Origin of the sequence: Paraburkholderia sp. GAS41 (genome assembly GCF_050436545.1) — a bacterium.
GTDB lineage: Bacteria > Pseudomonadota > Gammaproteobacteria > Burkholderiales > Burkholderiaceae > Paraburkholderia.
This window is the reverse complement of record NZ_JBNDMK010000034.1, coordinates 1-14,865: the sequence shown is the minus strand read 5'-3', so window position 1 is coordinate 14,865 and position 14,865 is coordinate 1. Positions and strand designations below refer to the sequence as shown.

Below are 14,865 nucleotides of genomic sequence, written 5' to 3'. Positions count from 1 at the left end.
TTGGACCACTCCATGAATCGCTACCCCCTCTGGAAATATGTCGTGATGGTCGTGGCGCTTGCCATCGGCCTCATCTACACCCTGCCCAATTTCTTCGGCGAAGCGCCGGCGGTGCAGGTGTTGAGCGGCAAGGCAACGGTCAAGCTCGATTCGTCGACACTGTCGCAAATCGAAGCCGCGCTGGCTGCCAATCAGATCACCGCTTCCGACGTGACGTTCGACAACTCGTCGACCAACGCGAACATTCGCGTGCGTCTGTCGGATACCGACACGCAATTGCGCGTGAAGGATCTGCTGTCGAAAACGCTGAACAGCGACCCGACCGATCCTAATTTCATCGTCGCCCTGAACCTGCAAAGCGCGTCGCCGCGCTGGCTGACCGCCCTGCACGCGCTGCCGATGTACCTCGGCCTCGACCTGCGCGGCGGTGTGCACTTCCTGCTGCAGGTGGATATGGCAGGCGCGCTGAACAAGAAGCTCGACTCCGACGCCTCGGACGCGCGTACCTTGCTGCGCGACAACAACATCCGCGACGGCGGCGTGAACCGCGTCAACCAGACGGTGGTGATCAATTTCGCCGACAAGGACACCGCGGCCGCAGCGAGTAAGCAACTCTCGCGCAGCATCGGCGAACTCCAGTGGGCGACCCAGACGGCGCCGGACGGCGGCTTGCAACTGGTCGGCACCTTTGCGCCGGCGGTGCAGAGAAGCGTCGAGGACGCGGCGCTCAAGCAGAACATCACCACGCTGCATAACCGGGTCAACGAACTCGGCGTGGCCGAACCGGTGATCCAGCAGCAAGGCTCCGACCGCATCGTGGTCGAACTGCCTGGCGTGCAGGACACGGCGAAGGCGAAGGACATCATCGGCCGCACGGCAACGCTCGAAGCGCGCCTCGCCGATCCGGTGAACCTCCATCCGAATCCGTCGGATCCGGTCCCGCCGGGTGACGAACTGTTCACCGAGGGCAACCAGGTGCCGGTGCTGCTGCGAAAGCAGGTCATCTTCACCGGCGACCGCATCATCGACGCTTCGGCGGGCTTTGACGAACATCAGCGTCCGTCGGTCAACATCCGTCTCGACTCGGCTGGTGGCCGTGCCGTGGCAAGCGTGTCGCGCGACAACATCGGCAAGCCGATGGCGATGGTGCTGTTCGAAAAGGGCAAGGGCCAGGTGCTGACCGTCGCGACGATCCAGTCTGAACTGGGCGACCGCTTCCAGATCACCGGTCAGCCCACGCCGCAAGGCGCCGCCGACCTCGCGCTGCTGCTGCGCGCCGGTTCGCTGGCGGCGCCGATGGACATCATCGAGGAACGCACGATCGGCCCGAGCCTCGGTGCCGACAACATCAAGAAGGGCTTCCACTCGGTGATCTGGGGCTTTGCCGCCATCGCCGTCTTCATGATCGCGTACTACATGCTGTTCGGCGTGATCTCAATGATCGGGCTGTCGGTCAACCTGCTGTTGCTGGTCGCGGTGCTATCCATGCTGCAGGCCACCCTGACCTTGCCGGGTATCGCCGCTATTGCGCTGGCACTCGGCATGGCCATTGACGCGAACGTACTGATCAACGAGCGGGTGCGTGAAGAACTGCGCAACGGCGCGCCGGCGCAACTGGCCATCCAGAACGGCTACGCGCATGCGTGGGCGACCATTCTCGACTCGAACGTGACCACGCTGATCGCCGGTCTGGCGCTGCTCGCGTTCGGCTCGGGTCCGGTCCGCGGTTTCGCGATCGTGCACTGTATCGGCATTCTGACCTCGATGTTCTCCGCGGTGTTCTTCTCGCGCGGTCTCGTGAACCTCTGGTACGGCGGCAAGAAGAAGCTGAAGTCGCTGGCGATCGGCCAGGTGTGGAAGCCGGCAGCGGTCGAAGGTGCAGGCGCTGCCGCGTATCTCGGCAGCGAAGACGCCGCCACCGACACGGCACGCGCCGTCAGCGCCGCCTCTGCCCGGCCGAAGGCCACGGCGCAGACCCGCGCCGCCGCCGGCAAGCCGACGGTGCGACGTCGCAACAGCCCCGACAACACGCCGCAGAAACCGGGTTCATCCCGCTGAGTCCCGGAGAACAAGACCATGGAATTTTTCCGCATTCGCAAAGATTTGCCGCTCATGCAGCGCGCGTTGGTGTTCAACGCGATCTCGCTGCTGACGTTTATCGCTGCCGTGTTTTTCCTGCTGCATCGTGGGCTGCATCTGTCGGTGGAGTTCACCGGCGGTACCGTGATCGAGGTCCAGTATCCGGGCACCGTGCCGCTCGAACCGGTACGCGGCACGCTCGCGAAACTCGGTTACCCGGACGCCCAGGTGCAGAATTTCGGCACCTCGCGTGACGTGCTGATCCGTCTGCCGGTCAAGGCAGGCCTCACCTCCGCCCAGCAGAGCGATCAGGTAATGGGCGCGCTGAAGGGTGAAGACGCCCAGGTGCAACTGCAGCGCGTCGAGTTCGTGGGCCCGCAGGTCGGCAAGGAACTCGTCACCAACGGCCTGCTCGCGCTCGCCTGCGTGGTGGCCGGCATCGTGATCTATCTGTCGTTCCGCTTCGAGTGGAAGTACGCCGTGGCCGGCGTGATCGCCAACCTGCACGACGTGGTGATCATTCTCGGCTTCTTCGCATTCTTCCAATGGGAGTTCTCGCTGTCCGTGCTAGCCGCTGTGCTCGCGGTGCTCGGCTATTCGGTGAACGAATCCGTGGTTATCTTCGACCGGATTCGCGAAACCTTCCGGCGCGAACGCAAGATGACGGTGATCGAAGTCATCAACCACGCGATTACCAGCACGATGTCGCGAACCATCATCACCCACGGCTGTACGCAGATGATGGTGCTGTCGATGTTCCTGTTCGGCGGTCCGACGCTGCACTACTTCGCGTTGGCACTGACCGTCGGTATTCTGTTCGGTATCTATTCGTCGGTGTTCGTTGCCGCCGCGCTGGCAATGTGGCTCGGCGTGAAGCGCGAAGATCTGCTGAAGGACAAGAAGGAACGCCACGATCCGAACGACCCGAACGCAGGCGCACAGGTCTGAGGTTCGAGGTAGCTTCGAAGCGTCACGAGCAGTAAAAAGCACAAAGGCCGGTTCAGTCGAACCGGCCTTTGTCGTTTACCGCCGCGCTCCGCATCGGCGCTCTGCACCCGCGTTGCATCCGCGCCTCGCGCAAGTCCGATGCCCGCCGCGCGTCTCAACGCCGCGGCGTCGCATCGTCCAGCCTTATTGCTTGATGCCTTCCGCCTGGATATGAAGCTTGGTATCCATGCTGAAACCATACTTGCTGCCGAAGTCCATGCCGTAATCCGCGCGGTTGAAATGCGCGCTCGCTTCCACACCGCACACTTCGCGCTTGAGCACCGGATGCTGCATGCACTTGAACGAATCGACCGTCAGGTTCAGCGGCTTGGTGACGCCATGCATCGTCAGGCTGCCGACCACTTCAACCGGCTTGTCGCCGTCGAACTTGATATCCGTACCTTTGTAGGTCACTGACGGATACTTCGTGACGTCGAAGAATGCGTCCGACTGCAAATGCTCGTCGAGCTTGGGGTTGCCGGTCTGGACCGAAGAAGGGTCGACGGTCACGTCGACGGTGCCGGTTTTTGCCGCGCGGTCGAGCGTCACCGTGCCCGAGCTTTTGGTGAATTTGCCGCGCCACACCGACAGGCCGCCGAAGTGATCCGCCTCGAAGCTCGGATAGGTGTGCGTCGGGTCGAGCATATACGTGTCAGCCGCCACGGCGCTGAACGAAACAGAGGCAGTCAAAGCGGCAGCAGCGATCAGTAGAGTTTTTTTCATGTCATGCTCCTTTCAGGAAAACACACCGCGCGAGGCGCGGTGCGGGTTCGGGTTCGGGTTCGGCGTGCGGCTGCGGTGTCGGTCACCGCAGAACGCGTCACTTGTGTGCTGCTACGATATGGAATTTGATGACGACATCGTCGGCCACCACCGAGGTGTCTTTCCACTCGCCCGTGCCGATATCGAATTGCGTGCGTTTGATCGGCAGCGAGCCGTCGAAGACCTGCGTGGCGCCCTGCTGCGTCACCGTGACAGGCACCACCACCGTCTGCGACTTGCCCTTGATGGTCAGCTTGCCGGTCACCTTGAACTGGTTGCCGGACGCCGGCGCGATCGCACTCGATACAAAGGTTGCCTGCGGAAACGTCTTCGCGTCGAACCAGTCCTTGCCGCGCACCTGTTCGTTGTAGCTGTCGTCGCCGAGATCGTAGCTGCCCACGTCGACGCTGAACTGCGCGCTGCCTTCGGCCGGTTTCGCCGGATCAAACGAGACCTGTGCGGTGAACTTGTTGAACTTGCCGTCGACCGGCACGTTCATCTGCTTCGAGGTCGCGGTGATCGTGCTCTTCGCGACATCCACCTGGGCCAGCGCGCTGCCCGCCGCGCTCAGCGATGCGGCAGCGAACGCCGCCAGCATGTAGCGATAAAACGAAACCTTCATGTTGGTCCTTATTTGATGAAAGGGATCATGCGCGACAGCAGGCCGTCGCGGTCCAGCCACTGATGCTTGAGCGCCGCCGCCACGTGCAGGACGAACAGGACGAGCAATGTGTAGTTGAGCGTGATGTGGATATTCTTCAGCACGACCTTGAGTACAGGATCGGGCGCGATCAGGCGCGGCAGGGGCACGAGCCCCAGATACACCACCGGCACGTTGGCCGCGGAACTATAGAGATAACCGGACACCGGAATCGCGATCATCAACACGTAGAGCAGCACGTGCGTGAGGTGGGCGGCGACGCGCTGCCACGCGGCCATGCGGCGCGGTAACGGCGGCGCGCCGTGGGTCGCGCGCCAGAGGATGCGCAGCACCGACAGCGCGAACACCGTCACGCCGATCCACTTATGCCAGGAGAAGTAGCGCAGCTTGGCGGGCGTAAAGCCCGGGATATCCGTCATCACCCAGCCAAGCCCGAAGCCGCACACGATCAGCAGCGCAATCAGCCAGTGAAACGCAATGGCCGTTCGCGTGTAGGACTCGCGAGCGCCGAAGGTTGAGGTGTTTGCCATAAAAGGTCAACGCAAGCTGAGAGGTTAGCAGCGCAAACGGATGACACCCCGCGGCAAAGCCGGCAGTCCATCTCCTATGCGAATTGCGTGAAGCCGTGGTCGCCGTTGCGGCCCTTGCCGCCGGAACGGCCGGCCTGCCGCGACGCATGCCGAGGCCGCCATGCTACCCCAAGCCGAAAAAGCCGGCAGCCGGACTTCCGCGAAGCGTCTCACGCTCTGAAACGCAGCGCAACATGGCGATTGAACAAATGGGGCATGAAAATGTCCGATAGTGTCCGGATGCCTGAATTCCTGGATTCCTGCTGCGCTTCCTTTCGAGGAGGCTGTGCGCTTGTCTGACGAGTACCGCGCCCACCAAAGCACGCACGGGAGGAGACCTTTGGTACTATTGCTCCAGGCTTTCGCCAGTCCCTCCGTGCAAGCCTGCGTTGCACGCCCCCGCTCACGTCGTTTGCCCTTCAGCCGTATGGAACATGACAACCTGATCGCGTGCCACGAGTGCGACACCCTTTTCCAGAAGCCGCGCCTGCTCGACGCCCACTCGGTCGCGCGCTGCCCGCGCTGCGGCGCAACGCTGTATCGCAACTCGCATCGGCGGCTGGACGGCATTAGTGCCATGACGCTCGCTGCGTTATTCACCTTTCTGATCGCTCAGGCCTATCCGATTCTCGAACTCGACGCCAACGGCATTACCTCGCAAACCACGCTGTTCGGTGCGCTCGTCGCGCTATGGAACGAGGACATGCAGATCGTCGCGGTCATGGTGTTCTGCGCCACCACGCTGTTCCCTCTGACCGAGCTCGTCGCGCTGCTCTACGTGCTGATTCCGATCCGCTCGGGCTACGTGCCGCCGGCCTTCAACCAGGTCTTGCGCGCCATCCAGTTCGTGCGGCCGTGGGGCATGATCGAGGTGTTCATGCTGGGCGTGCTGATCACCATCGTGAAGATGGTGAGCCTCGCCCGCGTGATCCCCGAAGCGGCGCTCTTTGCCTTCGGCGCACTCACCTTGATGTTCGCGGTGGTGGTGATGTTCGACCCGCGCACCTTGTGGGACATGGCCGACGAGTTGCATGCGCGGCGCGCCAGGCCCCTGCCGCGCACCGCCGCCGACAGCGCCGCTGCCGCGGTCGCCGCGACGCTCACGAATAACGCAGGCCAGCCCTCCGCACCTCCCCAGGGATGACCGCACGATGAAATACGTCACCGCGTTACGCGCGGGCCTGGTTTCCTGTCACGCCTGCGGCCGCGTCGAACCGCGTATCCGCTCGATTACGCCGCAACATTGCTCGCGTTGCGGCGCACGGCTGCATCGGCGCAATCCGGACAGTCTGATGCGCACGTGGGCGCTATTGCTCGCCGCTGCCTTGCTGTATATTCCGGCGAATCTGTTGCCGGTGATGCACACGTCGTCGCTGCTCGGTTCGGAAGACGACACGATCATGAGCGGCGTGGTGTACTTCTGGACCTCGGGCGACTGGCCGCTCGCCGTGATCGTGTTCATTGCCAGCATCATGGTGCCGATGCTCAAGCTGAGCGTGCTCGTGCTCCTCACCGTCACGGCCCAGCGCCGCTCGCGCTGGCGCCCCATGCAGCGCACCAAGCTGTACCGCATGGTCGAGCGGATCGGCCGCTGGTCGATGCTCGACGTGTTCGTCGTCACGCTGACGGTTGCGCTGGTGCGCTTCAAGTCGATCGCCGTGATCACGGCGGGACCCGGCGCCATTGCGTTCGGCTCCGTGGTGATTCTGACCATGCTCGCCTCGATGCAATTCGACCCACGGCTCATCTGGGACACCGTGGAAGGCGGCGACGGCACGGTCAGGAAGAAGGCGAAACGCGTGGCCGGCCCGCAAGACACGCCAGACACGCAAGGCAGCTCCCAACATTCTCAGGACCCCAAACATGACTAGCCCGCAAGGACCGACGCCCGCTCCCAGCGCGCCGCGCAACGATTCGAACGGACCCACGCTGCCGCCCAACCTGCCCGATCCCGAGATCGAGCCGCGCAACCACTGGTTGCCGTCGCTGGTCTGGGTGATCCCGCTGATCGCGGCGCTGATCGGCATTGCGCTCGTCATCAAGTCGGTGACCGAGAAGGGGCCTGAAATCAGCATCAGCTTCACCACCGCGGAAGGGCTCGAACCCGGCAAAACCCAGGTCAAGTACAAGGACGTCAACATCGGCCTCGTGAAGAACATCACGCTGTCGAAGGATCTTTCGCACGTGCTGATCGCGGTCCAGCTGACCAAGGAAGCCGAAAACTTCGCCGTCAAGGACACGCGCTTCTGGGTCGTGCGTCCGCGGGTCGGCGCAAGCGGCGTGTCGGGCCTCAGCACGCTGCTCTCGGGTGCGTACATCGGCGTGGACGCCGGCCGGTCACAGGACACGCAGAAGGATTTCGTCGGACTCGAAACGCCGCCACCCATCACCGGCGACCAGAAGGGTCACCGCTACACGTTGCATGGCGATTCGCTCGGCTCGATCGATATCGGCTCGCCGATCTTCTATCGCCGCGTGCAGGTCGGCCAGGTCGTGGGCTTCTCGCTCGACAAGGACGGCACCGGCGTGACGATGCAGGTGTTCGTCGCCGCGCCGTACGACCAGTATGTCGGCGTCAACACGCGCTGGTGGCATGCGAGCGGCGTCGACCTGCGGCTCGATTCGAGCGGCTTCAAGCTGAATACGCAATCGCTCGCCACGGTGCTGGTGGGCGGCCTGTCGTTCCAGTCACCGCCTGGGCAGCCGGTCGGTGCACAGGCGCCGAACAACATGACCTTCCGCCTCGGTTCGGATGAAACCGACGCGATCCGCGAGCCGGACGGTGTGCCGCTGCGCGTGGTGATGAACTTCAACCAGTCGCTGCGCGGGCTGTCGATTGGCGCGCCGGTCGACTTCCGCGGCATCGTGCTCGGCCAGGTGACCAACATCGGCATCGACTACGATCCGAAGACCCGCAACTTCACCATGCCGGTGACGATGAACCTGTACCCCGATCGCCTCGGCAAACGCTTCCGCGACGCGGCGCCGGAACCGGGCAGCGTCGCCGGGCAGGATCTGCTGCAACGGCTCGTCAAGAGCGGTTTGCGTGGCCAGTTGCGCACGGGCAACCTGATTACGAGCCAGCTGTATGTCGCGCTCGACATCTTCCCGAAGGCGGCGCCCGCTACGGTCGATGTCCACAGCGATCCGCTCGAGCTGCCGACGATCCCGAACACGCTCGACGAGTTGCAGCTGCAGGTGGCCGACATCGCGAAGAAACTCGATCAGGTGCCGTTCGACCAGATCGGCGCTAACCTGAACAGCTCGCTGAAGAACGCCGATCAGCTGTTCACCCGCCTGAACACCGAGGTGGTGCCGCAGGCGCGCGATACGCTGGCGGCCGCCAAGCAGACCTTCGGTACAGCCGAGGCCACGCTGCAACAGGACTCGCCGCTGCAATCGGATGTGCATCAGGCGCTGCAGGAACTGACCCATACGTTGCAGTCGCTCAATGCGCTGTCGGACTATCTGGAACGCCATCCGGAATCGCTGTTGCGCGGAAAACCAGGAGATCAACCATGATGTTTGCCCGGCCCCCTCGTTCGCCGCGCGGGCTTGCCCGCGCCGCTGCGTGCCTCGGCGCATGTGCCGGACTGCTGGCGCTCGCGGCGTGCTCTTCGTCGCCGCCGAGCCATTTCTACACCCTCGGCGCCGACAATGCGGCCACCACCACGCGCAGCGCTGCCGGGTCGGCGCTGCTGATCGAAGTGGCGCCGGTTGGCGTGCCGTCGCAGGTTCAGAAAAACCAGCTCGTCGTACAGAACGGATCGACCCAGGTGCAGATCCTCGAGCAGGAACGCTGGGCCTCGCTGCCGGGCGACGAGATCCGCCGCGCGTTGTCGTCGGATCTCACGCAGCAACTGGGCACGATCGACGTCTACGGCACAGCGTATCCGGAAAGCACGCCGGTGTACCGCGTCAGCGTCAACGTGCAGCGCTTCGAGTCGTGGCCGGGCTCGCATGCCTTGATCGATGCCGTGTGGAGCGTGCGCGCGGTGCGCAGCGAAGCCGTCATGACCTGCCGCAGCACCATCAGCGCGCCCGTGACGGCGGGCTACGATGCGCTGGTCGACGGTCATCGCCAGGCCGTGCAGCAGATCTCCTCGCAGATCGCCGCCAGCATCGAGGCCATGGCCGCCGCGGCTGCGCGAGTACCCACCGGCACACCGGCGAAAAACGCCTCGGGCGTACCGGCGCGGATGGCGCCGGCTGCCGTGCCTTGCCCGCTGCCAAGCGGTCCGAGCGCGGCGCTTGATGGTGCGGGAGGACTTGCAGCCAGTTTCGGTCTCACGCCGATCGGTGTGAACGGCTGATCCGTCGGCATGGTTGCCAGCGTCGCCGTGCAGGCAGCCTGGCTGCCTGCATCAGCGCCTCAACCGTACCTTTTGGCGTCACTCAAGCTGCGCCCGCTTCGCGAACCCGATATCCGCTGATGCCCAGCCGGCCTGTCCCATCCGGCCAGCTTGCGGAATTCTCCCTGTTTAGCGATCCTGAGGGCTTCCGCAACAGGACCGCGACTCGCCTCGCACTGAACACGCCATGTTCCGTTCCATTCAGACCTTCATAAAAAAGTGGCGCGCCTCACGCAATAGCGGACACCAGCTCGACGCATTGCTGGCCATCGCCGATCAGAACGCCCCGTATGCGGAGCGCAGCGAATGGCTGATCGAACTGGCGCACTGGATCCACCGCAGCGGCGCCGTGCAGACCGTGGCGCAGGAGCCGTCCGTCGACGAGGCGCGCCGGCAACCCGAGCACAAGCGTCTGCGCTATCTGCTGCATGTGCTGGATCGCAACCCGGCGTGGAAGGCCAACGTGGCCGGCATCCTGCGCGCGCTGCTACGCGAGAGCGACGGTATTTCCCTGCTGTGCGACGCAGGTATGCCGGTGCATTCGGCCTTTTTCGGCGCGCTGTTCGAACGTCTGGAATCCTCACTGATTCCGCCCGCCCCGAACCGACGCGACCTGTCGGCAATCTTCACGCTGATGTTCACCACAGCACACGATGCACAATGGATCGCCGCGTTGCCCACCGATCTGCTCACGCGCATCCGCGATCTGTTCACGTATCAGCCGGACACCGGCAAGCCGCGCGAGGGCGTGCCCTTCTCGCTCGATCTGCTCGCCGCCCTGCATAACCTGACTTGCCAGATCAGCTCGACGGGACTATCGCAAACGGTGCGCAGCCGCCTGGGCGACGCCGACGTGCGCGTGGCCATGGAGAAGCAGCCGTTCTATCGCCTGACCCGTGCGATGCTGGCTGTGGAAACCGCCCATCAGGCCGAGGCCGATGCACAGGCAGAGTCAGAGGCAGAGGCAGAGGCAGAAAACGCACCGTCCGGCAAACTGCTGCATGAGGTCAACTATCTACGTGTGCTGCTGGACGAATGCCGCATCGCCACGGATAACGTCTTCAACCATCTGTACCGCAACGGCGTGAGCGTCGACATCGTGTTTCAGGTCGAACGCATGCGCATGCGCATCCAGCGCGCCGAGCACCTGCTGGATGCGTGGATGGCCTTCGACGACCTGCATGCCGGCTCGCGCCTCGTCGCCGAACTGGTGAGCGCCAACCATGCGAGCCAGAGCGTCGCGCACCTGATGCGCAGCAACTTCTCCTTGCTGGCACGCAAGGTGGTCGAATACAGCGCCGACACGGGCGAACACTACATCGCACGTGACCGCGCCGAGTATCTGAAAATGCTGCGCATGGCGGCGGGCGGCGGCCTCGTCACCGTGGTGACGGTGTGCGTGAAGTTCGCGGTCACCGGCCTGCATCTCCAGTCGATGCTGGAAGGCCTGCTCGCCGGCATCAATTACGCAGCCAGCTTCCTGCTGATGCACTTCCTGCATTTTTCGCTCGCCACCAAACAGCCCGCCATGACGGCGCCGACTATCGCGCGTGAGCTCGACGGCGCGGGTACGCCAGAAGGCGTGAACAGTTTCGTGAGCTCGGTGCTCGCGCTCATTCGCACGCAGGCCGCGGCCGTGCTCGGCAACGTGATGCTGGTCTTCCCGGTGTGTCTCGGTGTGCAGTTGCTGTGGCACACGCTCTTTCACGCCAACATCATCTCGCCGGAGAAAGCCCACGCGACGCTGCACTCGTTCTCGCTGATCGGGCCCACCCCGTTCTATGCGGCGCTGACCGGGGTGCTGCTGTGGTCGTCCAGTCTGATCGCCGGCTGGGCCGACAACTGGTTCGTGCTGCACCGGGTCGCCGATGCGCTCGCCTACAACCGTCGCTTGCGCATCACGCTCGGCCCCCTGGGTGCCGCCCGGCTCGCGCGCTTCTGCCGCTCGAACGTGGCCGGCGTGGTGGGCAATATCACCCTCGGCCTAATGCTCGGCCTCGTACCCGCCGTCCTGACCGCGCTCGCCTTCACCTTCGAGGTCCGGCACGTCACGCTGAGCGCGGGCTCGATCGGTGTGGCGCTCGGCGTGCTGGGCAGCGGCGCGCTGGATTTGCCGGAGTTCTGGTGGGCCATAGCCGGAGTGTGCAGCATGGCCATCCTGAACGTGGCCGTCAGTTTCGCGCTCGCGTTCCATATGGCCGTGCGCTCACGCGATCTGCGGCGCAACCACGTGCGCTCCTTGCGCGGGGCATTCTGGCGCCGGGTGTGGCGGCGCCCGCTGGATCTTCTGTGGCCGGTGAATGCCTCGCGCGAAGGCCATTGATCCAGCATTGGCGCGGGAAGCCCGGCCGGCGCACCCCGACCGCGTACAATAGCGCCTTATTCAACGCCTCCCGGCAACTTCAATGTCCTTCGATTTTTTCATCCCCTGCCCTCGCGGCCTGGAAGCCGCGCTGGCTGCCGAACTCGCCGAAATCGCCGCGCGCCACCTGAATGGTGCGCCGTTCACCGCGGGCGCGCAGGTCCCGGGCGGCGTGCATCTCCGCGGCGGCTGGGCTGCCGGCATGGCGGCCAACCTGCATTCGCGCATTGCCAGCCGTGTCTTGCTGAAAATCGCCCACCGGCCGTATCGCAGCGAACAGGACATCTATGCACTCGCGCTCGACCAGCGTTGGGAGCAGTGGTTTTCCGCGCATGAGACGCTGCGCGTCGACGTGACGGCGATCAAGTCGCCGCTGCGCAGCCTCGAATTCGCCACGTTGCGTGTCAAGGATGCGATCTGCGACCGGCTGCGTGAAGTGAGCGGCGCGCGCCCGAACATCGATACCGCTGCGCCGGATGTGCGCGTATTTGCCTTTCTTACCGCCACCGACTGCACGCTGTACCTCGACACCTCGGGCGAGCCGCTCTTCAAGCGCGGCTGGCGTCTCGACAAGGGTGCTGCGCCGCTGCGCGAGAACCTCGCGGCGGGCATCCTGCGCCTGACCGGCTGGACGGCCGGCACGCCGCTGTACGATCCGATGTGCGGCAGCGGCACGTTCCTCGCGGAAGCAGCGCAAGTGGCGCTGAACATCGCGCCGGGTGCGGAGCGCCGCTTCGGTTTTGAAAAGCTCAAGCAGTACGAAGCCAAAACCTGGCAGACGCTGAAAGCCGCGGCTCTGGACGCGAAGCACGCCGCACGCGCTTCCCGTGCCGATCTGCAGATTTTCGGCAGCGACATTTCCGGTGACATGCTCATCAAGGCACGCGCGAATTTCGAGCGCGCCGGACTGTCGTCGGTCTCGCTCAAGCAGGTGGACGCACGCGGCATGGCGCCGCCGTCGTCGGCGCCGGGCATTCTGGTGGCCAACCCGCCGTACGGTGAGCGGATCGAAGTGCGCGGCCGCAACGCGCGCGGCGAACTCCGCGAGACCGGGCGTGAAAGCCGCGATGACGACAGCTTCCGCCGCGCTCAGGAAGAGGCGCCGGATAGCGAATTCTTCAAGTCGCTCGGCGATGCATTGAAACAGCGCTTCACCGGCTGGTATGCGTTCATCCTGACGTCGGATCGTAAGCTGCCGGGTCAATTGCGCCTGCGCGAATCGACCAAGACGCCGTTGTTCAACGGTGCGCTGGAATGCCGCCTGTTCCGCTTCGACCTGATTGCTGGCAGCGTCAGGCAACGCCCGGCGAACGATACGCCGGCGGCTTGATGTAGCGCGGTTGCACGTTGGTTGATCGAGAGGCTGCGGCGTCATGTCCGCAGCCTTTTTTCATTGCGAGAGTCCATCGGGCGCGATTCGTCGCCCTTAAGCGCTCGCGCTTAGTCCGCGCGTGCAACACGGTTTCGCCAGCACAAAGGCTACTGACAGAACGTTGTCAGTAGCTCCGCCGCACACTCCTGATCACGCCAGCCGGCGCATCGCCAAGGCCGCCCCGAAGCCACCTCGGGCATCACGGGCCCAATCACAGCCCCAAGGAGAGTGTCATGTCAGAAGCCGCAAGCCACATCATTTCCTGGTTTGAAATCCCCGCCACCGACTTCGAGCGCGCCGTGCGTTTCTACGAGACCGCGTTTGCCACCGTGCTTCGGCGTGAAAATGTCGGCGGCCAGCCAATCGGGATCTTCCAGTACGCCGAGCCCGCCACCGGCGGCTGCGTCATTCACAGCCCCACGGCCAAACCTTCCGCCGACGGCGTCGTCGTTTATCTGAACGCGCAGCCCAATGTGGATGCCGTGCTGGCCCGCGTCGAGAAGGCCGGTGGCAAGGTGCAAGGGCCTGTCATCGAGCTGCCGCAGGATATCGGCTATATCGGCTTCTTTACTGATACCGAAGGTAACCGTATCGGACTGCATTCGCCGAAAAATGCCTGATGCATTGCCGGGCGCGCCGGGGCGGGTGTAATGCGATACGGTGCGATGCGGCGCAATGCAACGACGCACTGGACTGCACCGCCTGTTTAGCGCCCGTTGACATCGCACAGCGCTATGATCGCGAAACCGCCCGAGTTCGGGCCCGGCCGAACGTGGGCCGGGACGATCGCGGGCCTAGCCGAACACCAACCCAGCCCATCGCGGGGCGCCCGAAACCGCGCCCCCGGCCACAACACTGAATCTCCCGCTTCCTTCAACAGACGCCCACCATGACGCGCCGTGCCGACCGCCTGTTCCAGATCGCCGAGCTGCTCCGCGGCCGGCGTCTGACGACCGCGCAACAACTTGCCGACTGGCTGCATATCTCGCCTCGCACGGTCTACCGGGATGTGCGCGACCTGCAGTTGTCGGGCGTGCCGATCGAAGGGGAAGCGGGCATCGGCTATCGTCTGAACCGTTCGGCGAGCCTGCCGCCGCTCACCTTCACCATCGACGAACTCTCCGCGCTCGCTGCCGGCGCGCGCATGCTCGAAACGTGGGGCGGCGCGAGCTTCGCCAAAGGGGCGCGCGGCGCGCTGGCGAAGATCGCCTCGACCATGCCCGCCGACAAGCGCGCGGCCCTCGACCGGCTGCCGATCTTCGCGCCGTCGTTTCACATCAAGGGTGAGTTTGCGGAGAAGGTCGATGCGCTGCATCTCGCCATCGACGCCAGACGGGTCGTGAGCTTTGCCTATCGCGACCGCAAAGGCGCGCAATCGGAGCGGCGCGTCTGGCCGCTCGGGCTCGTGTATTGGGGTGCGCGCTGGACCATCGGCGCGTGGTGTGAGTTGCGCGAAGAGTTCCGCAATTTCGACGTTGAAGAAATCCGTGAGCTGCAGGTACTCGAACCGTTCCCGGATCGGGAAGGCAGACGACTCGCGGATTTTCTACGGCATGTCGAGGTGAAACAGCGCTGAGATCACGACGCTTTCAGGGCCGCGTTCCGCGGCCCTGAATTCATTCTCAGTCGACCGACTTCACCATATCCTCGATCACCTTCTTCGCATCGCCGAAGACCATCATGGTCTTGTCCATGTAGAAGAGATCGTTGTCGAGCCCCGC

14 protein-coding genes are annotated in these 14,865 nt (G+C 64.2%); 10 read left to right on the top strand and 4 right to left on the bottom strand.

Annotation, left to right across the window (positions count from 1 at the left end):
* The first annotated feature begins 12 nt into the window (after positions 1 to 12).
* Together secD and secF are read left to right on the top strand one after the other, a co-directional pair.
* Complete coding sequence (gene secD / locus P3T43_RS32020) at positions 13 to 2,058, top strand: protein translocase subunit SecD (protein WP_429285009.1); 2,046 nt, start codon at positions 13 to 15, stop codon at positions 2,056 to 2,058.
* A gap of 18 nt (positions 2,059 to 2,076) precedes the next feature.
* Positions 2,077 to 3,027, top strand: coding sequence for a protein translocase subunit SecF (secF, locus tag P3T43_RS32015; RefSeq protein WP_429285008.1), 951 nt, complete (start codon positions 2,077 to 2,079; stop codon positions 3,025 to 3,027).
* Positions 3,028 to 3,210: 183 nt separating this feature from the next.
* Here the strand turns inward: secF and P3T43_RS32010 are convergent, their stop codons facing one another.
* The 3 genes from P3T43_RS32010 to P3T43_RS32000 all read right to left on the bottom strand — a co-directional run bounded on the left by P3T43_RS32010 (position 3,211) and on the right by P3T43_RS32000 (position 5,019).
* Positions 3,211 to 3,789 carry a YceI family protein gene (locus P3T43_RS32010; protein ID WP_429285007.1) on the bottom strand — a complete coding sequence of 193 codons (579 nt, stop codon included), beginning with the start codon at positions 3,787 to 3,789 and terminating at the stop codon, positions 3,211 to 3,213.
* 97 nt (positions 3,790 to 3,886) lie between these two features.
* Positions 3,887 to 4,450, bottom strand: coding sequence for a YceI family protein (locus P3T43_RS32005; protein ID WP_429285006.1), 564 nt, complete (start codon positions 4,448 to 4,450; stop codon positions 3,887 to 3,889).
* Between the two features lie 8 nt (positions 4,451 to 4,458).
* Positions 4,459 to 5,019, bottom strand: a complete 561-nt coding sequence (locus P3T43_RS32000) for a cytochrome b (protein ID WP_429285005.1) — start codon at positions 5,017 to 5,019, stop codon at positions 4,459 to 4,461.
* A gap of 466 nt (positions 5,020 to 5,485) precedes the next feature.
* Here P3T43_RS32000 and P3T43_RS31995 point away from each other — a divergent pair, with 466 nt between their 5' ends.
* The 8 genes from P3T43_RS31995 (at position 5,486) to P3T43_RS31960 (ending at position 14,720) form a co-directional block, all read left to right on the top strand.
* Positions 5,486 to 6,202, top strand: a complete 717-nt coding sequence (locus P3T43_RS31995) for a paraquat-inducible protein A (RefSeq protein ID WP_429285004.1) — start codon at positions 5,486 to 5,488, stop codon at positions 6,200 to 6,202.
* 7 nt (positions 6,203 to 6,209) lie between these two features.
* Positions 6,210 to 6,929, top strand: a complete 720-nt coding sequence (locus P3T43_RS31990; protein ID WP_429285003.1) for a paraquat-inducible protein A — start codon at positions 6,210 to 6,212, stop codon at positions 6,927 to 6,929.
* Positions 6,922 to 8,580: an intermembrane transport protein PqiB gene (locus P3T43_RS31985; RefSeq protein ID WP_429285002.1), complete on the top strand. Its 1,659-nt coding sequence runs from the start codon at positions 6,922 to 6,924 to the stop codon at positions 8,578 to 8,580. Before P3T43_RS31990 ends, P3T43_RS31985 begins: the two co-directional genes overlap by 8 nt.
* Positions 8,577 to 9,371 carry a PqiC family protein gene (locus tag P3T43_RS31980; RefSeq protein ID WP_429285001.1) on the top strand — a complete coding sequence of 265 codons (795 nt, stop codon included), beginning with the start codon at positions 8,577 to 8,579 and terminating at the stop codon, positions 9,369 to 9,371. Before P3T43_RS31985 ends, P3T43_RS31980 begins: the two co-directional genes overlap by 4 nt.
* Positions 9,372 to 9,597: 226 nt before the next feature.
* Positions 9,598 to 11,733 carry a site-specific recombinase gene (locus P3T43_RS31975; protein WP_429285000.1) on the top strand — a complete coding sequence of 712 codons (2,136 nt, stop codon included), beginning with the start codon at positions 9,598 to 9,600 and terminating at the stop codon, positions 11,731 to 11,733.
* Positions 11,734 to 11,815: 82 nt separating this feature from the next.
* Complete coding sequence (locus tag P3T43_RS31970) at positions 11,816 to 13,102, top strand: THUMP domain-containing class I SAM-dependent RNA methyltransferase (protein WP_429284999.1); 1,287 nt, start codon at positions 11,816 to 11,818, stop codon at positions 13,100 to 13,102.
* Between the two features lie 275 nt (positions 13,103 to 13,377).
* Complete coding sequence (locus tag P3T43_RS31965) at positions 13,378 to 13,764, top strand: VOC family protein (RefSeq protein WP_429284998.1); 387 nt, start codon at positions 13,378 to 13,380, stop codon at positions 13,762 to 13,764.
* A gap of 269 nt (positions 13,765 to 14,033) precedes the next feature.
* Entirely contained in the window at positions 14,034 to 14,720 is a 687-nt protein-coding gene (locus P3T43_RS31960) for a helix-turn-helix transcriptional regulator (protein ID WP_429284997.1), read from the top strand.
* 46 nt (positions 14,721 to 14,766) lie between these two features.
* On the opposite strand, the gene P3T43_RS31955 is transcribed toward P3T43_RS31960, so the two are convergent.
* Positions 14,767 to 14,865, bottom strand: a 99-nt coding sequence (locus P3T43_RS31955) for an NAD(P)(+) transhydrogenase (Re/Si-specific) subunit beta (RefSeq protein ID WP_429285053.1), incomplete at its 5' end; no start/stop codon positions are given.